The sequence below is a fragment of the Pseudomonas sp. RC10 genome, from assembly GCF_038397775.1.
Taxonomy (GTDB): domain Bacteria; phylum Pseudomonadota; class Gammaproteobacteria; order Pseudomonadales; family Pseudomonadaceae; genus Aquipseudomonas; species Aquipseudomonas bambusae.
The window spans coordinates 1,845,346-1,871,327 of sequence record NZ_CP151650.1 but is presented as its reverse complement, the minus strand read 5'-3'; the positions used below and the strand labels follow the sequence as shown (position 1 = coordinate 1,871,327).

The 25,982-nt window shown below is 59.6% G+C and carries 28 protein-coding genes and 2 pseudogenes; 14 read left to right on the top strand and 16 right to left on the bottom strand.

Going from position 1 to position 25,982, the window contains the following annotated elements; translation table 11 throughout:
• Nucleotides 1–27 precede the first annotated feature (27 nt).
• Nucleotides 28–303 (top strand): hypothetical protein, encoded by a 276-nt coding sequence (locus AAEO81_RS08665; RefSeq protein WP_341962915.1) that lies wholly within the window; start codon nt 28–30, stop codon nt 301–303.
• Between the two features lie 166 nt (nt 304–469).
• On the opposite strand, the gene AAEO81_RS08660 is transcribed toward AAEO81_RS08665, so the two are convergent.
• Complete coding sequence (locus tag AAEO81_RS08660; RefSeq protein ID WP_341962913.1) at nt 470–1,810, bottom strand: DEAD/DEAH box helicase; 1,341 nt, start codon at nt 1,808–1,810, stop codon at nt 470–472.
• A 178-nt stretch (nt 1,811–1,988) separates the two neighbouring features.
• Here AAEO81_RS08660 and AAEO81_RS08655 point away from each other — a divergent pair.
• From AAEO81_RS08655 to AAEO81_RS08645, 3 genes and pseudogenes are all read left to right on the top strand, one after another.
• Nucleotides 1,989–3,305, top strand: a pseudogene (locus AAEO81_RS08655) (mechanosensitive ion channel family protein).
• 35 nt (nt 3,306–3,340) lie between these two features.
• On the top strand, nt 3,341–3,598 hold the full coding sequence (locus AAEO81_RS08650; RefSeq protein WP_341962912.1) for an Arc family DNA-binding protein: 258 nt from the start codon (nt 3,341–3,343) through the stop codon (nt 3,596–3,598).
• Nucleotides 3,595–4,020, top strand: coding sequence for a type II toxin-antitoxin system VapC family toxin (locus tag AAEO81_RS08645; protein WP_341962911.1), 426 nt, complete (start codon nt 3,595–3,597; stop codon nt 4,018–4,020). Before AAEO81_RS08650 ends, AAEO81_RS08645 begins: the two co-directional genes overlap by 4 nt.
• 99 nt (nt 4,021–4,119) lie before the next feature.
• Here AAEO81_RS08645 and AAEO81_RS08640 read toward each other — a convergent pair whose 3' ends face one another.
• The 3 genes from AAEO81_RS08640 to AAEO81_RS08630 all read right to left on the bottom strand — a co-directional run bounded on the left by AAEO81_RS08640 (nt 4,120) and on the right by AAEO81_RS08630 (nt 5,723).
• Nucleotides 4,120–4,365: a hypothetical protein gene (locus tag AAEO81_RS08640; protein WP_341962910.1), complete on the bottom strand. Its 246-nt coding sequence runs from the start codon at nt 4,363–4,365 to the stop codon at nt 4,120–4,122.
• Nucleotides 4,366–4,598: 233 nt separating this feature from the next.
• Nucleotides 4,599–4,832, bottom strand: coding sequence for a hypothetical protein (locus AAEO81_RS08635; RefSeq protein WP_341962909.1), 234 nt, complete (start codon nt 4,830–4,832; stop codon nt 4,599–4,601).
• A 576-nt stretch (nt 4,833–5,408) separates the two neighbouring features.
• A complete protein-coding gene (locus AAEO81_RS08630) occupies nt 5,409–5,723 on the bottom strand; it encodes a 3-phosphoglycerate kinase (protein ID WP_341962908.1) in 315 nt (104 codons plus the stop codon).
• A 50-nt stretch (nt 5,724–5,773) separates the two neighbouring features.
• On the opposite strand from AAEO81_RS08630, the gene AAEO81_RS08625 reads away from it, so the two are divergent.
• From AAEO81_RS08625 to AAEO81_RS08605, 5 genes are all read left to right on the top strand, one after another.
• Nucleotides 5,774–6,700 carry a LysR family transcriptional regulator gene (locus AAEO81_RS08625; RefSeq protein WP_341962906.1) on the top strand — a complete coding sequence of 309 codons (927 nt, stop codon included), beginning with the start codon at nt 5,774–5,776 and terminating at the stop codon, nt 6,698–6,700.
• A gap of 151 nt (nt 6,701–6,851) precedes the next feature.
• Entirely contained in the window at nt 6,852–7,652 is an 801-nt protein-coding gene (locus AAEO81_RS08620; protein WP_341962905.1) for an alpha/beta hydrolase, read from the top strand.
• Between the two features lie 5 nt (nt 7,653–7,657).
• A complete protein-coding gene (locus AAEO81_RS08615) occupies nt 7,658–7,822 on the top strand; it encodes a hypothetical protein (RefSeq protein WP_341962904.1) in 165 nt (54 codons plus the stop codon).
• A gap of 133 nt (nt 7,823–7,955) precedes the next feature.
• Entirely contained in the window at nt 7,956–8,513 is a 558-nt protein-coding gene (locus AAEO81_RS08610; RefSeq protein ID WP_166597574.1) for a peptidylprolyl isomerase, read from the top strand.
• Between the two features lie 164 nt (nt 8,514–8,677).
• Nucleotides 8,678–10,537: an ABC transporter ATP-binding protein gene (locus AAEO81_RS08605; RefSeq protein ID WP_341962903.1), complete on the top strand. Its 1,860-nt coding sequence runs from the start codon at nt 8,678–8,680 to the stop codon at nt 10,535–10,537.
• A gap of 113 nt (nt 10,538–10,650) precedes the next feature.
• Here AAEO81_RS08605 and AAEO81_RS08600 read toward each other — a convergent pair whose 3' ends face one another.
• The 4 genes from AAEO81_RS08600 to cysK form a co-directional block, all read right to left on the bottom strand.
• Nucleotides 10,651–11,505, bottom strand: coding sequence for a DMT family transporter (locus AAEO81_RS08600; RefSeq protein ID WP_341962902.1), 855 nt, complete (start codon nt 11,503–11,505; stop codon nt 10,651–10,653).
• 104 nt (nt 11,506–11,609) lie between these two features.
• Nucleotides 11,610–11,777, bottom strand: coding sequence for a hypothetical protein (locus AAEO81_RS08595; protein WP_341962900.1), 168 nt, complete (start codon nt 11,775–11,777; stop codon nt 11,610–11,612).
• Between the two features lie 103 nt (nt 11,778–11,880).
• Nucleotides 11,881–12,819: an aspartyl/asparaginyl beta-hydroxylase domain-containing protein gene (locus AAEO81_RS08590; protein WP_341962898.1), complete on the bottom strand. Its 939-nt coding sequence runs from the start codon at nt 12,817–12,819 to the stop codon at nt 11,881–11,883.
• A gap of 348 nt (nt 12,820–13,167) precedes the next feature.
• Nucleotides 13,168–14,142: a cysteine synthase A gene (cysK, locus tag AAEO81_RS08585; protein ID WP_341962896.1), complete on the bottom strand. Its 975-nt coding sequence runs from the start codon at nt 14,140–14,142 to the stop codon at nt 13,168–13,170.
• A gap of 138 nt (nt 14,143–14,280) precedes the next feature.
• On the opposite strand from cysK, the gene AAEO81_RS08580 reads away from it, so the two are divergent.
• Nucleotides 14,281–15,357, top strand: coding sequence for a DUF748 domain-containing protein (locus AAEO81_RS08580; RefSeq protein ID WP_341962894.1), 1,077 nt, complete (start codon nt 14,281–14,283; stop codon nt 15,355–15,357).
• A 13-nt stretch (nt 15,358–15,370) separates the two neighbouring features.
• Here the strand turns inward: AAEO81_RS08580 and AAEO81_RS08575 are convergent.
• A pseudogene (locus tag AAEO81_RS08575) lies at nt 15,371–15,616 on the bottom strand (DUF2442 domain-containing protein); the annotation flags it as partial.
• Between the two features lie 245 nt (nt 15,617–15,861).
• Here AAEO81_RS08575 and AAEO81_RS08570 point away from each other — a divergent pair.
• The gene (locus tag AAEO81_RS08570; RefSeq protein ID WP_166597566.1) at nt 15,862–16,707 is read left to right on the top strand and encodes a MoxR family ATPase; all 846 of its coding nucleotides are present in this window, start codon (nt 15,862–15,864) and stop codon (nt 16,705–16,707) included.
• 11 nt (nt 16,708–16,718) lie between these two features.
• On the top strand, nt 16,719–17,897 hold the full coding sequence (locus tag AAEO81_RS08565; protein WP_341962892.1) for a VWA domain-containing protein: 1,179 nt from the start codon (nt 16,719–16,721) through the stop codon (nt 17,895–17,897).
• A 155-nt stretch (nt 17,898–18,052) separates the two neighbouring features.
• On the opposite strand, the gene AAEO81_RS08560 is transcribed toward AAEO81_RS08565, so the two are convergent.
• The 6 genes from AAEO81_RS08560 to AAEO81_RS08535 form a co-directional block, all read right to left on the bottom strand.
• Nucleotides 18,053–18,970, bottom strand: coding sequence for a biotin-dependent carboxyltransferase family protein (locus AAEO81_RS08560; protein ID WP_341962891.1), 918 nt, complete (start codon nt 18,968–18,970; stop codon nt 18,053–18,055).
• Nucleotides 18,967–19,671: an allophanate hydrolase subunit 1 gene (locus AAEO81_RS08555; RefSeq protein ID WP_341962889.1), complete on the bottom strand. Its 705-nt coding sequence runs from the start codon at nt 19,669–19,671 to the stop codon at nt 18,967–18,969. The genes AAEO81_RS08560 and AAEO81_RS08555 overlap by 4 nt, the downstream gene beginning before the upstream one ends.
• On the bottom strand, nt 19,668–20,420 hold the full coding sequence (locus AAEO81_RS08550; protein WP_341962888.1) for a 5-oxoprolinase subunit PxpA: 753 nt from the start codon (nt 20,418–20,420) through the stop codon (nt 19,668–19,670). Before AAEO81_RS08550 ends, AAEO81_RS08555 begins: the two co-directional genes overlap by 4 nt.
• Nucleotides 20,421–20,724: 304 nt before the next feature.
• A complete protein-coding gene (locus AAEO81_RS08545) occupies nt 20,725–21,249 on the bottom strand; it encodes a DUF2937 family protein (protein WP_341962886.1) in 525 nt (174 codons plus the stop codon).
• A 13-nt stretch (nt 21,250–21,262) separates the two neighbouring features.
• A complete protein-coding gene (locus AAEO81_RS08540) occupies nt 21,263–22,036 on the bottom strand; it encodes a class II glutamine amidotransferase (RefSeq protein ID WP_341962884.1) in 774 nt (257 codons plus the stop codon).
• A gap of 37 nt (nt 22,037–22,073) precedes the next feature.
• The gene (locus AAEO81_RS08535) at nt 22,074–22,580 is read right to left on the bottom strand and encodes an MFS transporter (protein ID WP_341962883.1); all 507 of its coding nucleotides are present in this window, start codon (nt 22,578–22,580) and stop codon (nt 22,074–22,076) included.
• 142 nt (nt 22,581–22,722) lie between these two features.
• Between AAEO81_RS08535 and AAEO81_RS08530 the strand changes: the two genes are divergently transcribed.
• Complete coding sequence (locus AAEO81_RS08530; RefSeq protein WP_341962881.1) at nt 22,723–24,780, top strand: S9 family peptidase; 2,058 nt, start codon at nt 22,723–22,725, stop codon at nt 24,778–24,780.
• A gap of 102 nt (nt 24,781–24,882) precedes the next feature.
• A complete protein-coding gene (locus AAEO81_RS08525; RefSeq protein ID WP_166597555.1) occupies nt 24,883–25,356 on the top strand; it encodes a cyclic nucleotide-binding domain-containing protein in 474 nt (157 codons plus the stop codon).
• 231 nt (nt 25,357–25,587) lie between these two features.
• Here the strand turns inward: AAEO81_RS08525 and AAEO81_RS08520 are convergent, their stop codons facing one another.
• Entirely contained in the window at nt 25,588–25,875 is a 288-nt protein-coding gene (locus AAEO81_RS08520; protein ID WP_341962878.1) for a hypothetical protein, read from the bottom strand.
• Nucleotides 25,876–25,982 lie beyond the last annotated feature (107 nt).

The following is a 25,982-nucleotide window of genomic DNA, read 5'->3' as shown; positions in this document are numbered from 1 at the left end:
ACGCAGGCAAGAGATACCGAGGCAATCATGAAAACCCTGATGAGCATCACCGCCGCGCTGACGCTGCTCGCGGGCACATCGGTCTGGGCGTGCACACCGGAAGAGGCTGAAGCCAAGCGTGAACAACTGGCGCAGGAAGTACACAAGCTAACGCAGCAGAACCCTGCGAAGGCGAAGGAGTTGAATCAAGAGATCAAAGACATGCAACTGGAGACGTCGTCGAAGGACGTGCCGGACAAATGCCAGTTGATAGATCAGCGGTTGAAGGAGATGGATGAGGCGGCGAAGAAGGCAGAGGGATGATCCGTGTAGAGGGTGCCAATTTTGACGCGGAACGACCCGCTCCTACAGCTCACTGTCGGAGTGAATGCATTCGCGAAGTAGGGGTACAACCGATATTTTCTCTATCGGTTGCGCCCTTTTTTCGCGAATGAGTTCGCTCCCACCGTCACGTCATGGGTGCTGACGTTTACTCGGAAACCGGCGGACGGGTCACGCGTTTTTTCAGCGGCGCCAAACCGTCCTGGCTTACCAGCGACTCGGCTTTCGGACGGTTCACCGTCTTGCGCTTGGTCGGGCCCTTGGCGGCGGTTTTCTTCTTGTCACCCTTGGCGTCAGTCTTTTTCTTCTTCACGCCCACGGCCTTGCCCGACGCCTTGACCTTCTTCGGACCGGTGTAAGTGCCCTTCACTTCCTTGATGGTGCGGCGCTCGAATTTCTGCTTCAGATAGCGCTCGATGCTGGACATCAGGTTCCAGTCGCCGTGAGTGATCAGCGAGATTGCCAGCCCTTCAGCGCCTGCGCGGCCCGTACGACCAATGCGGTGAACGTAATCGTCACCGGTGCGTGGCATGTCGAAGTTGATGACCATGTCCAGGCCATCAACGTCCAGACCACGGGCCGCCACGTCGGTGGCGACCAGAATCTTGACGCCGCCCTGCTTCAGGCGGTCAATCGCCAGCTTACGGTCTTTCTGGTCCTTGTCGCCGTGCAGCACGAAGGTCTTGTATTCCAGCGCCACCAGACGACCGTAAATGCGGTCAGCCATCGCACGGGTGTTGGTGAAGATGATCGCCTTCTGGTACGTCTCGTTGGCCAGCAGCCAGTTCAGCACCTGTTCTTTGTGCACGTTGTGGTCGGCCGTGATGATCTGCTGACGGGTGCCCGGAGCCAGTTCGCTGACACTGTTGACCTGCAGGTGCTCAGGGTTATTCAGCACCTTGCCGATCATCTCGCGCAGGCCCGAACCGCCGGTGGTGGCAGAGAACAGCATGGTTTGCTGACGGTTGGCGCATTCGTTGGCCAGGCGCTCGACGTCTTCGGCAAAACCCATGTCGAGCATGCGGTCGGCTTCGTCGAGGACCAGCAGTTCAACGTGCTTGAGGTCCAGATTGCCAGCGTTCAACTGCTCCAGCAGACGACCCGGCGTGCCGATCAGAATATCCGGCACCTTGCGCAGCATCGCGGCCTGCACCTTGAAGTCTTCGCCACCGGTGATCAGACCGGCCTTGATGAACGTGAACTGCGAGAACCGCTCGACTTCCTTGAGGGTCTGCTGTGCCAGCTCACGGGTCGGCAGCAGGATCAGCGCGCGGATATCGACACGAACCTTGGCCGGGCCGATCAGGCGATTGAGCATCGGTAATACGAACGCGGCCGTCTTGCCGCTGCCGGTTTGCGCCGTCACTCGCAGATCGCGTCCTTCCAGCGCCAGCGGAATGGCCGCTGTTTGCACAGGCGTAGGCTCGACGAAATTGAGTTCGGCCACGGCTTTGAGCAGGCGTTCGTGCAGGGCGAATTGGGAGAACACGGGTGTTACCTCGGCGGAATACAAAAAACAGTCGCATAGGTTACCGGTTTAAGCCGACTTCGCCGAGTTTCTTTACCTCAAAGGGCCTATTTTGTTACGGGATTTGCCCTTCTGCCCCTTGAGCATCCTGACAATGCTCTAATCCCGCCCCGTTTTTCATTCAGGAGATATAGCGCCCATGGACACCTCTTCACTCTGGCTGCGCGTCCAGGAAGTCTGGGAGCTGCTCGAACACCAGCCCATGTTGCGCACGGCGCTGGGTTTGCTGATGTTGCTGGTCGCCGCCCTCGCCTTGGGCCGACTGGTGCGTTTCATCATTCTGTACGCGATGAAAGCCCTCGGCCGTCAGCCCGCGCTGTTCTGGCTCAATGACTTCCTGCACAACAAAGTCTTCCATCGCCTGGCGCAGATGACACCCTCGCTGGTCATTCAATTCGGCCTGAATCTGGTGCCCGACCTCAGCCCCGCCGCTGCCCATGTGCTGGGCAACGTGGCACTGGCCTTCACCATTCTGTTCCTGATGCTTACTGTCGGCGCACTGCTCAACGCCATGCTCGACATCTATGCCCGCACCGAACATGCCCGCACGCGCTCGATCAAGGGCTATGTGCAACTGGCGAAAATGATCCTCTATGTGTTTGCCGCGATCATCATCGTCGCGACGCTGATCGACCGCTCGCCGCTGTTGCTGCTATCGGGTCTGGGCGCCATGTCGGCGGTGATCTTGTTGGTGTACAAGGACACGCTGCTGTCGTTCGTCGCCAGCGTGCAACTGACCAGCAACGACATGCTGCGGGTCGGCGACTGGATCGAAATGCCTCAGGTCGGCGCCGACGGCGATGTGGTGGACATCACGCTGCACACGGTCAAGGTGCAAAATTTCGATAAAACCATCGTCTCCATTCCAACCTAGCGTCTGATGTCCGAGTCGTTCAAGAACTGGCGCGGGATGCAGCAGGCGGGTGGCCGACGGATTAAACGCAGCCTGTTCATCGACGCCAGCGGCGTACGCTTTGTCGCCGAATCGGAGGAACAGAAACTCACTCAGGTTCGCCTGCTGACCGATTACATGGGCCGCAAAAAAGCCGAACTCAAGGCCTGGAACGAAGCGCAAGGCAACGTCGCCGAACTGTCCGCAAACCGTCGTCGCATCACTAACCTCGGCACCTTTCGCGCTTACGCCCTCGCCTACCTGAAAAGCCACCCGGACATTCACACCGACATGACGTGCATGGTCCGCCAGATGGAAACCACGGCTCAGGGCGTCCCACTCGAAATCTACTGTTTCACCCGCACGACGAGTTGGGCGGATTACGAGCGGATACAGGGGGATATTTTCGATTACCTGTTGGCCGTGTTGCCGGAGTTCGGGTTGGGTGTGTATCAGCAGCCGAGTGGGTTGGATATGCGAATGGGGTTGATGGGGCGGGCGCCTGTGCCACCCGGGCCAGAAACACCCTCTATCACCCCTGCATTGAAAAATGACAGCATATGATCAATAGTGCAGTCATTGAGGGCAATGGAGATCACATGATGGCGGTATTAACTGTTCGCAATGTGCCGGAAGAAGTGCATCGTGCGCTGCGGATGCGCGCCGCAGAGCACGGCCGTAGCACAGAGGCCGAAGTCCGAGCCATTCTGGCGCAGGCCGTCAGTCCCGAATCCCGTCTGCTGATGGGGGACGCGCTGATGAACATAGGCCGTCGGTTCCATCTGAGTGATGAGGATGTGGAATCGATGAGCCAGGCCCACGATCAAAAACCTGCCGAGCCAATGGGGTTTGAATGATCGTTCTGGATACCAACGTATTGAGCGAGACATTAAGACCGCAACCCAACCCGGCGGTGCTTGATTGGCTCAATGCACAGCATGCTGAAACCCTGTTCATCTCCAGTGTCACCGTGGCGGAGATGCTGTTCGGGATTGCGGCACTCCCCGAAGGGCGACGCAGGGACATGTTATCGCTGGCCGTTGAGGAGCTTTTGGCATTGTTCGAAAAGCGCGTGCTGCCCTTCGATGCCGACGCCGCTCGCCATTACGCCAGACTGGCGGTCCTCGCTCGCCGCAGTGGTCGCGGATTTCCGACACCGGATGGCTATATAGCCGCCATCGCCAATGCTCGGGGCTTTGCAATTGCCTCCAGAGACACTGCGCCCTACGAGGCTGCGGGCCTGGAGGTTATTGATCCGTGGGGCTCTAATCGTAAATAAGGGTCATGGTTACGGACTTAGCCTGCAAACCCTCAACACGTGAATAAACAAAAAACCCGGCATCTGCCGGGCTTTTGATTGTGGTGCAGCCTGTATCACTCAGTACCGCTGATAGCTCGAACCGAACTCTTTGCGGTTGTCAGCGACAATCACAGTGCTGGACGAAGGAGCGGCGAACGGCTTGATGCTGGTTTTGTCCGCGGCGTTGGCGTCGATAGCGGTGGCGTGGATGTAGGTAGGTTCCAGCACGATGGTCTGACCGGCCTGGGTCGATTGAGGGCTGGCGAAAGCGGACGTCGCGACCAGAACCGAAATAGCGAAGCCGAGGGCGATGGATTTTTTCATGATGGGTCTCTCCAAGTAGTTAGTTGAATCGCTGTGCTGCATTCAATCTAAGTCCTTCGAAGAGATATTAAAAAACATTGCGATACATGCTGAATATCAAGTTCGCTGATGATAGAAAAAGCCCTATCGGCGCAATAAGCTGCTTCTATATGTCGAAAACACTTAATAAAAACCCGGCATCGGCCGGGTTTTTATTAAGTGCGCTCAGGTAGGACTAAGCATGCACTGTTGACTCAGTAGCGCTGATAGCCCGACCCGAATTCTTTGCGGTTCTCAGCAACGATCACGGTGCTGGAGGCCTTGCTGTCAAAGGGCTTGACGGCATCTTTGCTGGCCACTTTGCTGTCCAGGGTCGAAACACTGGCGGCATCGACAATGGCGCGTTGGTAGGTTTTTTCTGGCGCGGCAAAGGCAGAACCGGCTGCCAGGATCGACAGTGCAAAACCGAAAGCGATGGATTTTTTCATGATTTCAATCTCCAGAGAACCGTAAGTAAGGGGGTTAATTCGTTTCGTTGGAGCCAATCTATTCGGTCAGCGCACTATTGAAAAACCACGTCTGAACATACTCAACATCACCTCCAATGATGTTAGCGACTGGGATGTCTAGCCCGGCTATTTCAGCGTCAGGCGGTTGTCTTTGAACGCGAAATCGAGGGGGACGTACCTGTCAGTACCCGCCAGAAAGGCCACTGGGTGAGTGCAGAGCGACAATCAATGGGCCATAAAAAACCCGATGACCCGACGCTATGAGCGGGTCTATCGGGTGATGCATTCAGGAGCCGTGAATGCCAAGGGAGAGTCGATGAACGCGAGCAGGATCTCGCCTGGGCATTAACAGGCGATTAAACGCAGTCAAATCATGTGCCTGAAACCTTGAGCCGCCAGTCGGAACAACCCTCGCCCTTCGCGAACCCTTTAGACCCTTGTCACGTCACTTCCGGACCGGATCGATCAAAGCCTCCAAGAAAGTGCTACTAAACATCTAATAAATTGTTTCTTACACCGAAGAACACTAGGCTCTTCGGTCAGATGCATTGCGGCTCATTGCGGGTCGCAACTCAGCTTGATCCGCAGCTTGACGATCTCGCGGCTGAATTTGACGGAGACGTTGGCGCTGCTCTTCGGCGCAATCTGCACCCGGCGCGTGCGAGGCGCCTCAGGGCCATTGCTGAATACCGCGCTGCATTTGGCGGGAACGTCGCCGTAGTTGTTCACGGTGATGCTGCCGATGTCGTACGCAGTGTCGTGGCTGTTGTAGTCGATTTCCACGCCATTGATGTGTTTTTCCACATCGATGGGGTAGGCAAAGGCGCTCAGCGGCAACATGGTCAGCAGCACACAACAGATTTTTTTCATGCGGCAGTCTCCGGTTCGGGAGTGCCAGCGTAGGACAAAAGGAACGAAAGATGAAAGCGCCCCGCGTGACCCTTGATCAATGGCGCACATTGCAGGCCGTGGTCGACCAGGGTGGTTTTGCCCAGGCGGCTGACGCCCTGCACCGCTCGCAATCTTCGGTGAGCTACACCGTGGCCCGTATGCAGGATCAGTTGGGCGTACCGTTGCTGCGCATCGACGGGCGTAAGGCCGTGCTGACCGATGCGGGCGAGGTGTTGCTGCGCCGGTCTCGGCAATTGGTGAAAAATGCCAGCCAACTGGAAGACCTCGCTCACCACATGGAGCAAGGCTGGGAAGCCGAGGTGCGGCTGGTGGTCGATGCGGCGTACCCGAACGCACGGCTGGTGCGTGCGTTGACGGCCTTCATGCCGCAAAGCCGTGGTTGCCGCGTGCGACTGCGCGAAGAGGTGTTGTCCGGTGTCGAAGAGGTCTTGCTTGAAGGCGTGGCGGACCTGGCGATCAGCGGCTTCAACATTCCGGGCTATTTGGGCACAGAGATGAGCGCCGTGGAATTCGTCTCGGTGGCGCACCCCGAGCATGCACTGCACCAGATGCAGCGCGAGTTGACCTTTCAGGATCTGGAAAGCCAGCTGCAGGTGGTGATTCGCGATTCGGGCCGTAATCAACCTCGTGATGTTGGCTGGCTCGGGGCCGAACAGCGCTGGACCGTGGGCAGCCTGGCAACCGCCGCCAAGTTCGTCAGCAGCGGTCTGGGTTTCGCCTGGTTGCCCCGCCATATGATCGAACGGGAAATCAAGGAAGGTGTATTGAAAGTGCTGCCGCTGGACAAGGGCGGCAGCCGCAACCCGACCTTCTATTTGTATGCGAGCAAGGACAAGCCGCTGGGGCCTGCGACGCAGATACTCATCGAGTTGATCCAGAAATTCGACACAGCGCCGCTGGACGCGCCATTTGTGGCACAGCAGCCGACGGTGTAGCCGCACAAGCACACACCGATCCCCCTGTAGGAGCGAATTTATTCGCGAAAAATGGTCGGCGCACAGATAGGTATCGCCCGGACCGACGCCTCGCGAACAAATTCGCTCCCACAGGCGGCTGTGCTCAATTCCGACAACAAGGAGGTCACCCATGCCCTACTTCGAACGCAATGGCTGTTCCCTGCACTACCAAGAATTCGGGCAGGGCAGCCCGGTCCTGTTGGTCCACGGCCTCGGGTCGAGTGCGCAGGATTGGGAATATCAAATCCCCGCGCTGGTTGGGCAGCACCGGGTGATCGCAGTCGATGTGCGCGGTCACGGACGCTCCGGCAAACCCCGCGAGCGCTACAGCATTCCCGGATTCAGCGCGGACATCAAAGCCCTCCTCGACCATCTGCAGCCAGGACCGGTGCATTTGGTGGGGTTGTCCATGGGCGGGATGATCGGCTTTCAACTGGCGGTCGATCACCCTCAGTTATTGAAGAGCCTGACCATCGTCAACAGCGCCCCCGAAGTGAAAATCAAAAGCCTCAGCGATGTCCGGCAATTCGCCAAACGCTGGCTGCTGGCGCGGGTGTTCAGCATGGAGGCCATCGGCAAGGCGCTGGGCAAGAATTTGTTCCCCAAACCCGAACAGGCGGACCTGCGGCACAAGATCGCCAAACGTTGGGCGCAGAATGAAAAACACGCCTATCTCGCGAGTTTCAGTGCGATTGTGGGCTGGGGCGTGCAGGAAAAGTTATCGCGAATTCAATGCCCGACGCTGGTCGTTACTGCGAAATATGATTACACGCCGGTGGCGCTTAAAGAGGTGTACGTTAGGCTTATTCATGAGGCGAAGTTGGTGGTCATCGAGGATTCCCGACATGCAACCCCGCTGGATCGACCAGAGGAATTCAATCGGGCTCTTCTGGAGTTCTTGAAAGACGTGGATGCATCGTCACAGGAGTGACTGTCATGAAAAACATCAAGAAAATACTGCCATTTGTTGCGCTGAGCTTGTTCGTGGTCCTGCATTCAGGGACGGCAAGTGCAGATATCAGCTTAAACGTTCTAAAGTTGGTTAGTTATTACGATAACGACTTTTTTCCTTTCAATTTGGATTTATCGATTGGAGATTAAAGCCGTCCGTGCTCACTCGTTTCCGTAACGTTCAGAGCCCCTCCCGGGGCTCTGTCCAAATCCCTCCAAACGTGTTTCCCTTACGTCCTGTTTTTTGCAGTCGAAAAATCACTTTTCAGGACGTCTACTCCCCATGCTGAAAAAAATCGCCCTCTCTGCCGCCGCCGTACTGTTCGCTTCCAACCTGATGGCCGCGCCCGCGCCGCACGTTGTGCTGGACACCAGTTTCGGTCAGGTTGAAATCGAGCTGAACCAGGACAAGGCGCCGATCAGTACCGCGAACTTCCTCAAGTACGTGGACAGCAACTTCTACTCCAACACCATTTTTCACCGCGTGATCCCGGGCTTCATGGTCCAGGGCGGTGGTTTCACCGCGCAGATGGTGCAGAAGCCAACCAATGACCCGATCAAGAACGAAGCCGACAACGGCCTGCATAACGTCCGTGGCACCCTGGCCATGGCGCGCACCTCTGACGTGAACTCGGCCACCAGCCAGTTCTTCATCAACGTCGTCGACAACGCCATGCTCGACCACGGCGCCCGCGATTACGGCTATGCGGTGTTCGGCAAGGTCGTCAAGGGCATGGACGTCGTCGACCAGATCGTCAACGTGCAGACCGGCAGCAAGGGCGGCATGCAAAACGTGCCGCTGGACCCGATTCTGATCAAGTCTGCCAAGCGCGTGAACTAAGCTTCACACGGTGTACGAAAGCCGGGCACTTGCCCGGCTTTTTCGTTTCTGGAACGCCCATCACAGGAAAAATGTGAGCAATTGCGTCGCACTGTGGTCAGATTCCGGGACGCACCCCCGTCCATCAGAATGGAGAGCCCGCTCAAGCGTGGGCGTCATAGCCAATGCTCTATCGTCGTTTCGAAAAACTGATTGATATCTTCCGCGACGCCCCGACCGTCGCTCCGCCCAACCAGGTTGTGTCGTTTTACGTTTATTACCTCAAGCAAGTCTGGCCCAGTTTTGTCGCACTGCTGGTGGTGGGTTTGATTGGTGCGCTGATCGAAGTGTCGCTGTTCAACTACCTGAGCCGCATCATCGACCTGGCACAAGGGGCGCCTAACCCGAATTTCTTCAGTGACCACGCGTATGAGCTGATCTGGATGGTGATCGTCGCCCTCGTGCTGCGACCGGTGTTCGTGCTTTTGCACGATCTGCTGGTGCACCAGACCATCGGCCCTGGGATGACCAGCCTGATCAACTGGCAGAACCACAGCTATGTCCTCAAACAAAGCGTGAATTTCTTCCAGAGCGACTTCGCCGGCCGCATCGCCCAGCGCATCGTGCAGACCGGTAACGCGTTGCGGGACTCCGCCGTGCAGGCCGTTGACGCCATGTGGCACGTGCTGATTTATTCGATCGGTGCGCTGGTTCTGTTCGCCGAAGCCGACTGGCACCTGATGATCCCGCTGATCTGCTGGATCATCGCCTTCACGCTCTCGCTCTGGTGGTTCGTGCCGCGCGTGAAGGCGCGCTCGGTGGTGTCCTCTGAAGCCCGTTCGAAACTGATGGGTCGCATCGTCGACGGCTACACCAACATCACTACGCTCAAGCTGTTTGCCCACACCAACTCCGAGCATCAGTACGCACGTGAAGCGATCAGCGAGCAGACCGAAAAGACTCAGCTCGCCGGTCGCGTAATCACCGAAATGGACACGGTGATCACGACCCTGAACGGCATCCTGATCGTCTGGACCACCGGCTTGGCCCTGTGGCTGTGGACGCAATCGCTGATCTCGGTGGGTGCGATTGCCTTGGCGACCGGCCTGGTGATTCGGATCGTCAACATGTCCGGCTGGATCATGTGGGTAGTCAACGGCATCTTCGAAAACATCGGCATGGTGCAGGACGGTCTGCAGAGCATTTCCCAGCCGGTGGGCGTCTCGGACCGCGCGGCGGCGCCGACGCTGCAGATCAGCCGTGGCGAGGTGAAATTCGAGCACCTGAATTTCCAGTACGGGCCTGGCAAAGGGGTGATCAAGGAGCTGAACCTGGACATCAAACCGGGAGAAAAAATCGGTTTGATCGGCCCGTCCGGCGCAGGCAAATCGACGCTGGTGAACCTGCTGCTGCGGCTGTACGACGTGCAAGGCGGGCGCATCACGATCGACGATCAGGACATTGCCCATGTGACGCAGGAAAGCCTGCGCTCGCACGTCGGCATGATCACGCAGGATACGTCGCTGCTGCACCGCTCAATTCGTGACAACTTGCAGTACGGCAAGCCCAATGCCACCGACGCCGAACTGTGGGAAGCCATGCGCAAGGCTCGCGCCGACGGGTTCATCCCGCAGCTGTCGGACGCGGAAGGACGCACCGGGCTGGACGCCCATGTGGGGGAACGCGGCGTGAAGCTGTCGGGCGGTCAACGTCAGCGCATCGCGATCACCCGAGTGCTGCTCAAGGATGCGCCGATTTTGATCATGGACGAAGCGACCTCCGCGCTGGATTCGGAAGTCGAAGCCGCCATTCAGGAAAGCCTGGAAACGCTGATGGAAGGCAAGACTGTCATCGCCATCGCCCACCGTCTTTCGACTATCGCGAAGATGGACCGGCTCATCGTGCTGGAAAATGGGCAGATCGTGGAAGACGGGTCTCATGCCGAACTGCTGGCGCGCAAAGGGCTGTATGCGCGGTTGTGGGCGCATCAGACCGGCGGGTTTGTGGGCGTGGAGGAGCTTCCATTGGCGCCGCAAACCCTGTAGCTGCGTCGGTCAGGCGAATGCGGAAGGTCAACGACGACGTCGCCTGACCCGCCCGCATTCGCCAGCACGCTGGCTTCATTAAAGTGAGCGTCAACGCTCGTTAGCGTGGCGCTTCATTTGGCCTTACGAAACACGAACACCAACCCCACCACGATCAACACCATCCCGAGCAGGCTCAGCAGCGCCAGTCGATTACCGAAGATGAGGTAGTCCATGATCGCCGTCACGGCAGGCACCAGGTAAAACAGGCTGGTGACGTTGACCAGATTTCCCTGGGCGATCAGCCGGTACAGCAGCCACGAGCCGAGCACCGACACCAGCAGCCCCATGTAGATCACTGGGACGTAGAACCCGATGGCGTGCTCGAAGTGAAACGGCTGGAACGGCACGAACACCGCGCACACCACCATCCCGGCGAAGTACTGCACGGGTAGCGTGCCAAGCGGATTGTCGGTGACACGCTTCTGCATGATCGAGCCGACCGTCATGCTCAGCATGCCGAGCACGCCGAACGCCATCCCGGCCAGTGAACCGCCGTCACCAATGCCTTGAAACACCACCAGGACCAGCCCGGCGAGGCCCAGACTCAGGCCAAACATCCGCGAGAAGGAGCGGCTGCGTTCCAGCAAGACCGCCGTGAGGATTGGCTGCACGCCCATGATCGTCGCCATGACGCCGGGCGCCACTTTCATGTCCAGCGCCAGCAGGTAGCAGATCTGATACCCACCCAGCAGCACCACACCGGTGGCGAGTGCGTAACGCATCGACTGGCGGGTCGCTGGCAGTTTGTAGCCCAGACTCGGGATCAGAATGGCCAGCGCGAACAGCGCCACCAGAAAACGGAACAGCAGAAATGCGAAGGGGGTCGCGTGGGTCAGCCCCCATTTGGTCACGATAGCGCCGCTGCTCCAGAGCAGGACGAACAGCGTGGTAGTGGCGATCGAGGCCAGAGCTTTGTTGGCAAACATGGTGTCACCTGTGATTCAGACAAAATCGGACCCGGCAAAAAAACCGGATTCACTGATGTTTTGTTGGGGTGGCAGGCGTGATGCGACGGCGTGGAGGCAGTCGATCAGCCCAGCGCAACCACGGCAGGGGGCGAGACAGTGCTCGCGACCGGGCCGGTCACAGGAGAAGGTGGGGGGTAACGCGTGATGTAGAAGGCTTGCTGGCACCCACGCGGCTCACCCACAGCAAACGCTGCGGTATCGAACACGACTTGCGAGTGGGAAGCAGGCATGGCGCTGATCTTCTACGGAATGAGGGGTGCGGTGTCTCGATCTGTTTCAACACACCGGGGCTGAATATAACCAGCGCCCGGTGCAGGATGCAACGTTTAGTTATCAGCCGAAGAGCCAGTAGCCCAACAGGGTCAGGACGACCACCGCCAGCACCGGACGCAGGATGCGATAGGCCTTGGGATTGGCGCGCTTGAACTGCTTGACCTTGGCGCTGATGCCATTGCTGAAACGCTTGCTGAAGGCGTAAGCCTGGTTGATGCCGCCCACGCGCTCGTCGTCGGTGTTCTGAGGTGCCGTAGCGCGCCCGAGGAAGGCGCTGACGCTGCGATTGACCGAGGTCATGAAGCGGTTGCTCAACGGACGTTCGATGTCGCAGAACAGGATCACGCGGGTGAAGTCGGTTTCGTTCTTGACCCAGTGCACGTAAGTTTCGTCGAACATCACGTCTTCACCGTCGCGCCAGGCGTAGACCTTGCCATCGACGAAAATCCGGCAATCGTCGGAGTTCGGTGTGGACAGACCCAAGTGATAACGCAACGAGCCGGCGAACGGGTCGCGGTGCGGGTTCAGGTGGCTGCCACCGGGCAACAAGGCGAACATCGCGCCTTTGACATTGGGGATGCGGCTGACCAGCTCGACGGTTTTCGGGCACAACGCTTCGGCGGACGGCAGCGGTTTGTCGTACCACTTCAGGTAAAAACGCTTCCAGCCTTTCTTGAAAAACGAGCCGAAACCGGCGTCGTTGTCCTTGGCGGCCGCACGAATGTAGCCCTCGTCGAACAAATGCATGGCTTCATCGCGAATGGTTTCCCAGTTGTCGCGCAGCACGTCCAGCTCAGGAAATTTGCTGCGGTCCAGGTAAGGCTTGGACGGCACACTGGAGAACAGGTACATCAAGGCGTTGTACGGCGCGAACAGTGCGGAGTGGTTCACGAACTGACGCAACACCGGCAAACGCGCCTTGCCGCGCAAATGCACGTAAAGCGTGCTGCCAATGAACAGCAGCAGAATCGCCGCCTTGGCAGCGAAAGAAAAGGTCATGAAGCTCTCCTTGGAACAGGGAATTGCCTGGCGTTGATCAGCTTTTGATTCTGGGCGAAGCCCGTAGGAGCCAGCTTGCTCGCGATCGGCTGCGTAACAGTCGCAAAACCTGGCGACTCGGTATGCCTGAACCAATCGGGTCGTCTGATTTCGCTGCCGCTGCGCGACAGATCGCGAGCAAGCTGGCTCCTACGCCCTTCGGGCAGAAGCAGTGCTGCGAACGGCCAGGCATTCTAATCACTGCAAAACACCGCCAGATGACCTGCATCACGTCTCCGGCGGGTCTGGATGGCGCCCATCATAAGCCTTCGTCGCCCGGGTAAAAAGCCGAAGCGCACGCCAAGGCGATTACTGGGTCAGTTCCTGATCCGTGAACAGGTCGCTGAACAGCATGCTCGACAGGTAACGCTCCCCCGAATCCGGCAGGATCACGACAATCGTCTTGCCCTGCATTTCCGGCTTCTCGGCCAGACGCACCGCCGCCTGCATCGCCGCGCCGCAGGAAATGCCACAGAGAATCCCCTCCTCCTGCATCAGCCGCAGGGCCATGGCCTTGGCCTCTTCATCGCTGACCAGCTCGACTTTGTCGAGGATCGACAGATCGAGGTTTTTCGGGATGAAACCGGCGCCGATGCCCTGAATCTTGTGGGGGCTGGGCGTGATTTCCTGCCCGGCGAGTGCCTGAGTGATGATCGGCGACACCATCGGTTCGACCGCGACCGACAGGATCGGCTTGCCCTGAGTGTTCTTGATGTAGCGCGACACGCCGGTGATGGTGCCGCCCGTGCCCACGCCCGCGACCAGCACGTCGATGGCGCCGTCAGTGTCGTTCCAGATTTCCGGGCCGGTGGTTTTCTCGTGAATCGCCGGGTTGGCCGGGTTCTCGAATTGCGCCGGCATGAAGAACTTCGAAGGGTCGCTGGCCACCAGTTCTTCAGCCTTGGCGATGGCACCTTTCATGCCCTTCGCGGGTTCGGTCAGCACCAGCTCTGCCCCCAGGGCCTTGAGGACCTTGCGACGTTCGATGCTCATGGAAGCTGGCATGGTCAGGACCAATTTGTAGCCACGGGCCGCAGCCACGAAGGCCAGACCGATCCCGGTGTTGCCGGACGTGGGCTCAACAATGGTCATCCCCGGCTTGAGTTTGCCCTTGCTCTCGGCGTCCCAGACCATGTTCGCGCCGATGCGGCATTTGACCGAATAGCCCGGATTACGCCCTTCGATCTTGGCCAGAATCGTGACCCCGCGCGGCGCGATGCGATTGATCTGCACCAGTGGGGTGTTGCCGATGGAATGGGCGTTGTCTGCGTAAATACGGCTCATGACCGGGTCCTTGTGCAGGTGGCGGAAAAGCCCAAAGCCTATGCCTTGGGCGCATATTGCGTCCAGTGCGAACGGATGACATCGGCGACAGTCAACACATCAAGCAGTCACCCTTCCTGAACACCGGAGACATCAGCCATGAAACGTCGCTATAGCTGGCCGCTGTGGACAGTCGTGGGGCTCGTTGTGCTGTTGATCGTTGTACACATCGCGTTGCCGTACGTGGTGCGCAACTACCTCAATGAAAAACTGGCGGACATGGGCGACTATCGCGGCCAAGTCACGGACGTCGATCTGGCCCTGTGGCGCGGGGCTTACACGATCAATGGCCTGAACATCGTCAAAGTCGATGGCAAGGTCCCGGTTCCGCTGCTTAAAGTGCCCGTGATCGACCTGTCGGTCAGTTGGCACGCCCTCTGGTACGACCATGCCGTGGTCGCCGAGGTTGCGTTTTTGAGCCCCGAGCTGAACTTCGTCGACGGCGGCACCAACAAGCAACAGTCCCAGACCGGTGCGGGCACCGACTGGCGTGCGCAGTTGAACAAGCTGCTGCCGATCACGCTCAACGAAGTCCGCGTGACCGATGGCAAGATCACCTTCAGCAACTTCACCTCCACGCCCAAAGTGAAGATCGAAGCCGACAAGGTCAACGCCAGCGTCTACAACATCACCAACGTGGTGGACACCGCCGGCAAACGCGACGCCCGTTTCGAAGGCAAGGCCCTGTTGCAAGGCGAAGCACCGCTGGAATCCAGTGCCACGTTCGACCCGCTCAGCAACTTCGAAGACTTCGACTTCAAACTTCGCGCCACGAATTTGCAGCTCAAAAGCATGAACGATTTCGCCTCCGCCTACGGCAAGTTCGACTTCAACGCGGGCAACGGCGACATCGTCATCGAAGCCCAGGCTAACAAAGGTCAGCTCAGCGGCTACGTCAAGCCCCTGTTGCGGGACGTCGACATCTTCAACTGGCAGCAAGACGTCGAAAACAAGAACAAAGGCTTCTTCCGCTCGGTCTGGGAAGCTATGGTCGGCGCCAGCGAAACCGTGCTCAAGAACCAGCGCAAGAACCAGTTCGCCACCCGCGTCGAACTCAGTGGCAGCGTGCACAAACAGGACGTCAGCGCGTTTCAGGCCTTCCTGCAGATTCTGCAAAACGCATTCGTGCAGGCGTTCAACACGCGGTATGACAGTGGGAAGAGTGAGGCGCAGTAAGGCTGCGAAATCATTCGGTCCAGAACGTATCAGCGCCTATCTGGATATCAACGGTGGGCCACTCCACGGCCCACCCATCATCTGCAACTTCCGCCGAGGCAAACGCTTGTTGGTCTTTCAAGCGTGCCAAAGCTGGCAATCTCTCAACATCATTGCTCATGTTCCGAACAACCTGTCGGTCATCGATGAAGGTCAGAGCCAGCCGATAACCACTAAGCGGCTGAACAGACTTGAGTCGCGGGCGATCCATGCGGGTCATTTAAAGCGTCCTGAGGGGTGTTTATGAAAATGTGTCGGCTGAACTATTTGAGAAGCGGCGATGGTAGCGCCAAACATGCACTCAAAAAATCAGCGTTACAATTTTCCGCCAGTCAAACCCCGACCCGCCATTCAGAGACTGAATAAAGCGTCTGCGTTCACAGTCGGGCGGGGGGCGCGTTATAGTCGCTGCATTCTTTTCGGCGTCCGGGCATCAGTGGCCGCGCCTTGTTCGAGGATTTTCCGATGAAGTTCGAAGGCACCCGCGCCTATGTCGCCACCGACGACCTGAAGCTTGCCGTGAATGCGGCGATCACCCTGGAGCGTCCGCTGCTGGTTAAGGGCGAGCCAGGCACCGGCAAGACCATGCTCGCTGAGCAACTGGCCGAATCCTTCGGTGCGAAGCTGATCACCTGGCACATCAAATCGACCACCAAGGCCCATCAAGGTCTGTATGAGTACGACGCGGTCAGCCGTTTGCGCGACTCGCAGTTGGGCGTCGATAAAGTCCACGACGTGCGCAATTACCTGAAGAAAGGCAAGCTCTGGGAAGCCTTCGAGGCCGAGGAGCGGGTGATCCTGCTGATCGACGAGATCGACAAGGCCGACATCGAATTCCCTAACGACCTGCTGCAAGAACTCGACAAGATGGAGTTCTATGTTTACGAGATCGACGAGACGATCAAGGCCAAGAAACGCCCGATCATTATCATTACCTCGAACAACGAAAAAGAGCTGCCGGACGCCTTCCTGCGTCGCTGCTTCTTCCACTACATCGCCTTCCCTGACCGCACCACGCTGCAACAGATCGTCGATGTGCATTATCCGGACATCAAGAAAGACTTGGTCAGCGAGGCGCTGGACGTGTTCTTCGACGTGCGCAAAGTGCCTGGTCTGAAGAAAAAACCCTCGACCTCCGAGCTGGTGGACTGGCTGAAACTGCTGATGGCGGACAACATCGGTGAAGCCGTGCTGCGCGAACGCGATCCGACCAAGGCCATTCCGCCGCTGGCCGGGGCGTTGGTCAAGAACGAGCAGGACGTTCAGTTGCTTGAGCGTCTGGCGTTCATGAGCCGTCGCGGTAACCGCTGAGGGCCTTCATCATGCTGCTCAACCTGTTCAACGAAATGCGCGCCGCCAAGGTGCCGGTCTCGGTGCGTGAGCTGCTGGACCTGATCAACGCCCTGAAGCAGCGGGTGACGTTTGCCGACATGGACGAGTTCTACTACTTGTCCCGGGCGATTCTGGTCAAGGACGAGCGCCATTACGACAAGTTCGACCGGGCGTTCGGCGCCTATTTCAACGGACTGGAAAAGCTCGACGATCACTTGCAGGCGCTGATCCCCGAGGACTGGTTACGCAAGGAATTCGAACGTTCGCTGACCGATGAAGAGCGCGCGCAGATTCAGTCGCTGGGCGGCCTCGACAAACTCATCGAAGCATTCAAGAAGCGTCTGGAAGAACAGAAAGAACGCCACGCCGGTGGCAACAAATGGATCGGCACCGGCGGCACCAGCCCGTTCGGCTCAGGCGGCTATAACCCGGAAGGCATTCGCGTCGGCGATGCGGGCAAACGTCAGGGCAAGGCCGCCAAGGTCTGGGCTCAGCGCGAGTACAAGAACCTCGACGATCAGGTCGAATTGGGCACGCGCAACATCAAGATCGCCCTGCGCCGCTTGCGCAAATTCGCGCGCCAGGGCGCTGCGGACGAGCTGGATATCGACGGCACCATCGACCACACCGCACGCGACGCGGGGCTGCTGAACATCCAGATGCGTCCGGAGCGCCGCAACACCATCAAGCTGTTGCTGCTGTTCGACATTGGCGGCTCGATGGATGCACACGTGAAGATCTGCGAAGAACTGTTCTCGGCCTGCAAGACCGAGTTCAAACACATGGAGTACTTCTACTTCCACAACTTCATTTATGAATCGGTGTGGAAGAACAACCTGCGACGCACCTCCGAGCGCACTTCAACTCAGGATTTGCTGCACAAATACGGCGCCGACTACAAAGTGATTTTCATCGGTGACGCCGCCATGGCCCCGTACGAAATCACCCAGCCCGGAGGCAGCGTCGAACACTGGAACGAAGAAGCGGGCTACGTTTGGATGCACCGCTTCATGGCCAAGTTCAAGAAAATCATCTGGATCAACCCCTACCCCAAAGACGCCTGGGGCTATACCACCTCAACCAACATCGTGCGGGATTTGATCGAAGATCAGATGTACCCGCTGACGTTACGGGGGTTGGAGGAAGGGATGCGGTATTTGGCGAAGTAATGCTACTGGCAGGCATCGCAGTCTGTGGGAGCGAATTCATCTGGGCGGCATTCCGACGATTGGCCAGTACATCCGACACCTGTCTGTTGTCTGCACCTTCTTTCGCGAATGAATTCGCTCCCACAGGGTTTCGCATGCGCCAACTGAAGCCGGTATCAGCCAAACTGCCGCAAAAATCCCACTTGCTCCCGCCACGCCACGTCCTGCACCACCGCCTTCATCCGCACCCCACTCCCCGGCAGTTTCTGCGCCAGCCGCGCCAGCGATAGCGGAGTCAGCGCGCCGAGTCGCGGATAGCCGCCGATGGTCTGGCGATCATTGAGCAGGACGATAGGCTGGCCGTCCGGCGGGATCTGGATGGCGCCGAGGGGGATGCCTTCGGAGATCATCGGTTTGCCTTGATAAACCAGTTCTGGGCCGAGCAGGCGTTGGCCCATACGGTCGGCGCGGCTGTCGAGGGTCCAGTCGCTGTTGAAGGCGTCGAACAGGCTCAGGCCGCTGAACTGGCCGATTTGTGCGCCGAGGACGACGTCCAGCGGGCGCTTATCAGTGAAGTCGGGGATGAGGTGATCGGGCAGCGTGTGCAGCTCGAATGCCGCGCCGGAGTAACGCAACGAATCACCTTCGTGCAACGCTTTGCCCGTGCCGTCCAGACCGCCAAGCCCTTCCCTTCCCACCGTTGCGCGACTGCCCAACACGTCAAGGGCATCAAAACCGCCCGGGGCGGCGAGGTAGGCGCGAGCGCCGGTAACCGGTTGCGTGAAGCGCAGTTGCTGGCCCTTGCGGACGAAAAAGCTGCGCCACGGCGCGACAGAGCGGTCATCGAGCATGGCGCCCAGATCGGCACCGGCCAGTGCCAGGCAGCAGTCGGTTTCGGCGACCAGCGTCAGGCCACCCAAGGTGATTTCGATCACGGCGGCATTCAAGGGATTGTTCAGCAGCTTGTTGGCGCACGCCATGGACACCCAGTCCAGCGCGCCACCCTGGGTCACGCCGAGATGACGCACGCCAAAACGCCCGGCGTCTTGCAGCAGGCACAGCGGCGTACTGTTTTTGACCGTCAACAGGCTCATGCCAAGGCCTCCAGTGGGGTGTCGTCTCCGCCCAAGCGAATGAATTCGGCGTGATCGATGGGCGCGAAACGCACGGTGTCGCCGGGTTGCATCAAGCTGTAGCCGTCGATGTCGCGGTCGAACAATTTCGCGGGGGTGCGACCCAGGATGTTCCAGCCGCCGGGGGACTCAAGGGGATAAGCCGCTGTCTGGCGCTCGGCAATGCCCACGCTGCCTGCCGCGACGCGTTTGCGCGGGGTTTTGATGCGCGGGGCGGCGAGGATTTCTTCGACCAGCCCCATAAAGGCGAATCCCGGCGCGAAGCCCAGCGCGAACACCTGGTACTCACGCTCACTGTGACGTCGAATCACTTCGTCCACCGGCAGGCCGCTGCGTTGGGACAGCAGCGTCAGTTCCGGGCCGACGCGGAGGTCATACCAAACCGGCAGCACATGCTGTCGGCCTGCTTTGGCGGAGTCCGGCGACAGGTCCTCCAGCGCTCGGGCGATCACCTCGCGAGCTTGCTGAGGGCTGAGCGCCACCAGGTCGTAATGCACCATCAGCGTGGTGTACGACGGCACCAGATCGATCAAATGCACACCGAACCCTTCGCGCAGACGCAGGCTGGCGGCGAGCATCCACGGCATATTGGCTTCGTCGATGGCGTCGAACAGGCGCACCATCAGGCAATCGATCGCAACGACTTCAATGCGCAGGTTCATGAGGCGGACGTCTGCCCCAGGGCTTCACGGATACGTTGCACGGCCGCGATGGAGCTGGCGTTGTCGCCGTGCACGCAGAGGGTGTCGACCTTGAGCAGCAATTCGCTGCCGTCGCTGGCGATCAGCGCTTCGCCACGGGACAACGTCATGGCCTGGCCGATGATGCGTTCGGGGTCGTGGTGTACGGCCCCCGGCAGGTTGCGCGACACCAGACGCCCCGCGCTGTCATAGGCGCGGTCGGCGAAGGCTTCGAACCAGAGGCTGACGCCGAACTCATCGGCAATGGCCTGCGCCCCGCTGTTGTCGCGCATCGACAGCAGCATCAGCGGCAGTTCGGCGTTGTAACGGGCGATGCCTTCGATGACCGCACGCAGCTGCGCCGGGTTGGCCATCATGTCGTTGTACATCGCGCCATGGGGCTTGACGTAGCTCACCCGGCCGCCTTGAGCGCGGGACACGCCGTCCAGCGCGCCGATCTGGTAATGCAGGAGGTCTTGAATCTCTTGCGACGAACAGGCCATCGAGCGACGCCCGAAACCCACCAGATCCGGATACGCCGGGTGCGCGCCGATAGTGACGTTGTGGGTCAAGGCCAAGGCCACGGTCTTGCGCATGACGCTGGGGTCACCCGCATGAAAGCCGCAGGCGATGTTGGCGCAGTCGATGTACGGCATGACCTCGGCGTCCAGACCCATGGTCCAGGCGCCGTAGCTTTCACCGATATCACAATTCAATAACAGGCGGCCCAAGGGATGATCTCCTGTGCGGCTGAAGGTTGGGGACGAGGCTTGAGTCTACGCGTGGGAAGCATCGCTTTGCAGCGCTGAAACACGCCTGTCATGTGTCGGCGCATTCTTGGGCGGGAGTGGATGAGGCGTCCAACTAATAAAAGCGGAGGGAGGGGATAAGAAAAAGTGAACGGTCCAGTGTCCGGAATGGCGTCGAACCTGTAGGAGTGAGCTTGCTCGCGATGCGGAGGGTCAGCCGGCGCAACGGTGACTGACACTCCGCATCGCGAGCAAGCTCACTCCTACAGAAGAGCGGTCGCGCTCGTCACTGCCAGTCCCGATTCACCTTGCGCACATGATGCCGTCCCACGAATACCCAGTCGATGAACAGTACGAAGCTTTCGATCACCAGCGAGAACAGCAGCGCGCAGATCAGACCCCAGCCGATGACTTCCGGCGAGAGCAATACCTGCCATGTGTAGCCATTCCACGTTTCGTTGCGAATGTCCGGATCGGCGGCGGTCAGGACATGCCAGGCGCGCATGTACCACGGACCCTGCAACGCCATCCACTCGCGGTCGAGTATTTGAGTGCGACCCAGCAGGTTGCTGATGTTGTTGGCATCGGTTTTGAACACCGGGTCGTCGCTGCTGCGGTAATGCTGGATCAGCGCCTGCACGTCGCCATTGAAGAAGCGCGAAGCGGTGTCGTTGTAGCCGCGCATGTTCTGCTGCGCTTCCATCAGGTGCGCTTCGACGCGCTTGCTGTAGTCGCTGATGAAGCCGGGAATCTGCACGCCGATCAACAGGCCTGCCGTGAACAACACCAGTCGCAGATAGCTTCGCAGCATAGGTCCCTCTCAGTCAGGATTGGCCTTCGGCCACGCATTCGCCGCGACGCCACAGGCTCCAGTGGCCGGGCTCGTAGCGATTCCAGGTTTCATTCTCGGTCAACGGCTCGGTGGCAATCACCGTCACCACGTCGTTAGGCGTGGTTTCGGCCTGGAAATCGACGATCACGTCGACATCCTTGAGCCGTGCCGGACCGAACGGCGCGCGCCGTGTGATGTGCACCAGCTTGGTGGAACAGAAACAAAACAGCCAGTCGCCATCACTGAGCAAGCCATTGAACACGCCCTTGCTTCGGTATTCGTTGCAGGCTTGGACCAGCGTCGGCAGCAGCTGTTCGATCTCGACCGGCTCGGGAAACGCCTCGCGCACCCGGTTCAACAGGTCGCAGAACGCGGCTTCGCTGTCGGTGTCGCCCACCGGGCGGTAGAACGTCGCGCTCGGGTGAAAGTCCGCCAGTTGGCCGTTGTGAGCGAAACACCAGTTCCGGCCCCACAGCTCGCGCACGAAAGGATGGGTGTTGGACAGGCAGACCTTGCCGACGTTGGCCTGACGAATGTGGCCAATCACCACTTCGCTCTTGATCGGGTAGCGCTGCACCAACTGCGCGACTTCCGACTCGCTGCTGGCGGCCGGGTCCTGAAACAGACGCAGGCCGCGCCCTTCATAAAAGCCGATGCCCCAACCGTCGCGGTGGGGACCGGTGCGACCGCCGCGCTGCATCAGCCCGGTAAAGCTGAACACGATGTCGGTCGGTACGTTGGCACTCATGCCCAGAAGTTCACACATGCTCAGGTCTCGATGGGGTCAGTGGCTGGCTGACCAGTTACAACTTTGGCTCGACCCGATGACGGCCAACAGTACCGCCGTTGGCAGGTGCTGCCGGGCTGGCAAAACGCGACGGGGCCGGCGAAGCGAACGGCTCGTCGTCTGTTTCCTGCGCCTTCTGCTCGGCAGCGGCCTGTGCGGCAGCCGCTTCGGCATGGGCCTGACGGGCTTTTTTCTTGCGCAGGAACGGCAAACGGATCAGCGCGAAAATGACGTAAAGGCCCAAGGCGATCGCGCCATAGGTGGAAAGATCGAGCGCGGCGCGCCAGACGTTGTTGCCGACTTTGAGCCCCAGGTCCAGGAAGCTGATGGCCAGCGCCGGAGCGTAGATCTCCTTCGCCGGGTCGATGATGGTCGGACAGAACAGCAGGACCGCGCCGATCACGCGCAGCGGTTCGCGCAGGTAGCGCCACATCCAGCCGGTCAGCTTGAACCACACCAACAGACAGCCCAACGCGGCGAACGCGTAAAGGCCCCAGGCAATCAGATAGTCGTTGTCGGTCATGACGTCCGTGGTAAGGCAGGTAAAGAGGCGCTTATGATAACGACTTTTCGCCAGCCTGGCTTACCCGGCTGCAGTTATCGGTCCGCCGCCTCTTCACAGGCGTCCGTCGCAGTGGTCAGTTTCACTTTTGAGAGAGCCCCGCATGCCATCTTCCAACGCTGTTCTCCGCGCCCCCGTTGCCCGCAAGGCCGACGGCGCCGACCCGTATGCCTGGCTGCAGAATCGCGACACCGATGAGGTCCTCGATTACCTCAAGGCCGAAAACAGCTATCAGGAACAGCAACTGGCCGATCAACAGGCCCTGCGCGAGACCCTGTTTCAAGAGATCAAGGGCCGCATCCTCGAAACCGACCTGTCGCTGCCCTCCCCGTGGGGACCTTACCTGTACTACACCCGCACCACCGAGGGCGACGAGTACGCCCGCCACTACCGCTGCCCGCGCCCGGCGGACGATTCGCAGACCGTCGATGAAAACGCCGAAGAGTTGCTGCTGGACCCGAACGTGCTGGCCAATGGCGGCTTCTTTTCCCTCGGCGCGTTCAGCATCAGCCCGGACCACCGACGACTGGCTTACAGCCTCGACACCAGCGGCGAAGAGGTCTACCAGCTCTACGTCAAGGAACTGAGTAGCGGCGACGTCACCGCCCTGCCCTTCGAAGACTGCGACGGCAGCATGACGTGGGCCAACGACAGCCAGACCCTGTTCTTCGGCGAACTCGACGACACCCACCGCCCGCACAAGCTCTATCGCCATAAGCTGGGCAACGACTCGGCGGAGCTGGTGTTCAGCGAGCCAGACGGGCGTTTCTTCCTGCACTGTTACCGCACCAGCTCCGAGCGCCAACTGGTGCTGGGTCTGGACAGCAAGACCACCGGCGAAAGCTGGGTGCTCGACGCCAGCACGCCGGATCAGCCGTTCGTGTGCATCGCGCCCCGCAGCGAAGGCCACGAGTACTCGGTGGACCACGGTTTGGTCGACGGCGCCTGGAGCTGGCTGATTCGCAGCAACCAGGACGGCATCAACTTCGCCCTCTTCCACGCGCCTGAGCAGGCGAGCGGCGTGCCGGAGCGCAAGGATTGGCAGACGTTGATCCCCCACAGCGAAAGCGTGATGCTCGACGGTTTCAGCCTCAACGCCCGTGGTTTGACCTTGAGCCTGCGCGAAGGCGGCCTGCCCATCGTCGAAGTTCACCCACAGGGTTTGCCGCCCTATCGCGTGCAATTGCCGGACGCGGCCTACAACCTCTATGTGCAGGACACCCTTGAATTCGAGAGCGACAAGATTCGTCTGCGCTATCAATCGCTGAACCGTCCGCCCCAGGTGCGTCAATTGACGCTGGCCACCGGGGACCAGGTCGTACTCAAGGAAACGCCGGTTCTGGGGGTGTTCGACGCCGATGCCTACGTCAGCCAGCGCTTGTGGGCGACCGCCGCCGACGGCACACAGGTGCCGATCAGCCTTGTCGTCAAACGCGAACTGGCCGGTCAGCCGGTGCCGCTGTACTTGTACGGCTACGGCGCTTACGGCGAAAGCCTCGACCCGTGGTTTTCCCATGCCCGTCTAAGCCTGCTGGACCGTGGCGTCGCATTCGCCATCGCCCACGTGCGCGGTGGCGGCGAATTGGGCGAGGTCTGGTATCGCACCGGCAAACAGGAGCACAAGCAGAACACCTTCAGCGATTTTATCGCCTGCGCCGAACATCTGATTGCGGAAAACCTGACGTCGGCCGAAAAACTGGTGATCAGCGGCGGCAGCGCCGGGGGTCTGTTGATCGGCGCGGTGGTCAATCAGCGGCCTGAGCTGTTCAAGGCCGCGATTGCCGAAGTGCCGTTCGTCGACGTGCTCAACACGATGCTCGACCCCGATCTGCCATTGACCGTGACCGAATACGACGAGTGGGGCAACCCGCAAGAGCCCGACGTCTACGCTCGGATCAAGGCCTACGCGCCTTACGAGAACGTCAGCGCGCAGGCCTACCCGGCGATGCTGGTGATCGCCGGGTACAACGACAGCCGCGTGCAGTATTGGGAAGCGGCCAAGTGGGTGGCAAAATTGCGCGACACCAAGACCGACGACCACCTGCTGCTGCTCAAGACCGAATTGGGCGCGGGGCATGGCGGGATGAGCGGGCGGTATCAGGGATTGCGTGACGTAGCGCTCGAATACGGGTTTATCTTCAAGGTATTGCAACTGGCCTGAGGAACTCTTTGCAGGCCTTTTGTCATATCAAGGCTCCCGGACGTTGAAACGCCCGGCGCCGTTTTTGCCGGTCATTTTTCACACACTCAACAAGAACATGCCATGCCGACATCCTCATCACTGAACAACGAGATCCGCGAGATGCTGATGGACTGCGGTCTGTTCCTCGCGCTCACCCCTGCGGACTTTTCCGCGGCGGCAGGTTACTTCAGCATCAGCAGCATCGAGAAAGGCGAAGCGATCTTCAACGAAGGCGACGCGGGCACCTTCATGTGCATCATCCATTCGGGCACGGTGTCGGTGCAAAAGCGCAACGGCGAAGGCGTACCGGTCGAAACGGCGATTCTGCGCAGCGGTCGGGCATTCGGTGAAATGGCCGTGCTGGATGGCGAACGCCGCTCGGCCAGTTGCGTGGCGGCGTCTTCCTGCTACTTGCTGAACCTGGGCAAGGACTCGCTGGACAAGATGCTCAATGAAGCGCCCAAAGTCGCCGCCAAAATCATCCGCGCCATCGCCATCGCCATGTCCAAGCGGCTGCGGATGATGGATGGTCAAGTGTTGGCGCAGCAGGAGTAGTCAGATCTCACGTCAACCCAAGGCATTCAAGCTTGCACAATCCTGTGGGAGCCGGCTTGCTGGCGAAAGCGTTGTGTCAGACAACTCATCGGTGCCTGGGCTGACGCTTTCGCCAGCAAGCCGGCTCCTACCCTTTCAACAGCGTTGTGTCAGACAACTCATCGGTGCCTGGGCTGACGCATTCGCCAGCAAGCCGGCTCCTACCCTTTCAACATCGGGGACAGCCCTGGATCACGGATTCGGCTTCGCGGGCGGCGGTAACCCTGGCAGCGGTTCATCGTCTTTGGGCGGCCCCGGCTGGGGGATTTTTGGCAATAACGGCGGATTGCCTTGCCCGCCTGCGCGGGGAACGCTGGGCGGCGACACTTGTGGATACGGGGTCGGCGTGGCCGTGCCTGGCGACCCGGACGTGGCGGCAATGGGTTCCGGCGCAGTGAGGACAGGTTGCAAGCTCTCGGCAAATGCATGAGATGTACCGAGCGCAGCCACGGCAATCGCCGCTAGAATGTACCGCTTCATCGTTGGCCTCCACTGCCAATCTTCTGTCGGGACGCTCAGACTACGCCTGCTCAGCGCTTCGTGCGCTGACAAATTGCACGCCGCGCCCCTACCACGCCTTTCTCCGG

Excerpts from the sequence above, each read along its gene's own strand:
- AAEO81_RS08665 (WP_341962915.1), top strand. The coding sequence starts at position 28 with ATGAAAACCCTGATGAGCATCACCGCCGCGCTGACGCTGCTCGCGGGC.
- AAEO81_RS08650 (WP_341962912.1), top strand. The coding sequence starts at position 3,341 with ATGATGGCGGTATTAACTGTTCGCAATGTGCCGGAAGAAGTGCATCGT.
- AAEO81_RS08645 (WP_341962911.1), top strand. The coding sequence starts at position 3,595 with ATGATCGTTCTGGATACCAACGTATTGAGCGAGACATTAAGACCGCAA.
- AAEO81_RS08640 (WP_341962910.1), bottom strand. The coding sequence starts at position 4,365 with ATGAAAAAATCCATCGCCCTCGGCTTCGCTATTTCGGTTCTGGTCGCG.
- AAEO81_RS08635 (WP_341962909.1), bottom strand. The coding sequence starts at position 4,832 with ATGAAAAAATCCATCGCTTTCGGTTTTGCACTGTCGATCCTGGCAGCC.
- AAEO81_RS08630 (WP_341962908.1), bottom strand. The coding sequence starts at position 5,723 with ATGAAAAAAATCTGTTGTGTGCTGCTGACCATGTTGCCGCTGAGCGCC.
- AAEO81_RS08625 (WP_341962906.1), top strand. The coding sequence starts at position 5,774 with ATGAAAGCGCCCCGCGTGACCCTTGATCAATGGCGCACATTGCAGGCC.
- AAEO81_RS08620 (WP_341962905.1), top strand. The coding sequence starts at position 6,852 with ATGCCCTACTTCGAACGCAATGGCTGTTCCCTGCACTACCAAGAATTC.
- AAEO81_RS08615 (WP_341962904.1), top strand. The coding sequence starts at position 7,658 with ATGAAAAACATCAAGAAAATACTGCCATTTGTTGCGCTGAGCTTGTTC.
- AAEO81_RS08610 (WP_166597574.1), top strand. The coding sequence starts at position 7,956 with ATGCTGAAAAAAATCGCCCTCTCTGCCGCCGCCGTACTGTTCGCTTCC.
- AAEO81_RS08605 (WP_341962903.1), top strand. The coding sequence starts at position 8,678 with ATGCTCTATCGTCGTTTCGAAAAACTGATTGATATCTTCCGCGACGCC.
- AAEO81_RS08600 (WP_341962902.1), bottom strand. The coding sequence starts at position 11,505 with ATGTTTGCCAACAAAGCTCTGGCCTCGATCGCCACTACCACGCTGTTC.
- AAEO81_RS08595 (WP_341962900.1), bottom strand. The coding sequence starts at position 11,777 with ATGCCTGCTTCCCACTCGCAAGTCGTGTTCGATACCGCAGCGTTTGCT.
- AAEO81_RS08590 (WP_341962898.1), bottom strand. The coding sequence starts at position 12,819 with ATGACCTTTTCTTTCGCTGCCAAGGCGGCGATTCTGCTGCTGTTCATT.
- cysK (WP_341962896.1), bottom strand. The coding sequence starts at position 14,142 with ATGAGCCGTATTTACGCAGACAACGCCCATTCCATCGGCAACACCCCA.
- AAEO81_RS08580 (WP_341962894.1), top strand. The coding sequence starts at position 14,281 with ATGAAACGTCGCTATAGCTGGCCGCTGTGGACAGTCGTGGGGCTCGTT.
- AAEO81_RS08570 (WP_166597566.1), top strand. The coding sequence starts at position 15,862 with ATGAAGTTCGAAGGCACCCGCGCCTATGTCGCCACCGACGACCTGAAG.
- AAEO81_RS08565 (WP_341962892.1), top strand. The coding sequence starts at position 16,719 with ATGCTGCTCAACCTGTTCAACGAAATGCGCGCCGCCAAGGTGCCGGTC.
- AAEO81_RS08560 (WP_341962891.1), bottom strand. The coding sequence starts at position 18,970 with ATGAGCCTGTTGACGGTCAAAAACAGTACGCCGCTGTGCCTGCTGCAA.
- AAEO81_RS08555 (WP_341962889.1), bottom strand. The coding sequence starts at position 19,671 with ATGAACCTGCGCATTGAAGTCGTTGCGATCGATTGCCTGATGGTGCGC.
- AAEO81_RS08545 (WP_341962886.1), bottom strand. The coding sequence starts at position 21,249 with ATGCTGCGAAGCTATCTGCGACTGGTGTTGTTCACGGCAGGCCTGTTG.
- AAEO81_RS08540 (WP_341962884.1), bottom strand. The coding sequence starts at position 22,036 with ATGTGTGAACTTCTGGGCATGAGTGCCAACGTACCGACCGACATCGTG.
- AAEO81_RS08535 (WP_341962883.1), bottom strand. The coding sequence starts at position 22,580 with ATGACCGACAACGACTATCTGATTGCCTGGGGCCTTTACGCGTTCGCC.
- AAEO81_RS08530 (WP_341962881.1), top strand. The coding sequence starts at position 22,723 with ATGCCATCTTCCAACGCTGTTCTCCGCGCCCCCGTTGCCCGCAAGGCC.
- AAEO81_RS08525 (WP_166597555.1), top strand. The coding sequence starts at position 24,883 with ATGCCGACATCCTCATCACTGAACAACGAGATCCGCGAGATGCTGATG.
- AAEO81_RS08520 (WP_341962878.1), bottom strand. The coding sequence starts at position 25,875 with ATGAAGCGGTACATTCTAGCGGCGATTGCCGTGGCTGCGCTCGGTACA.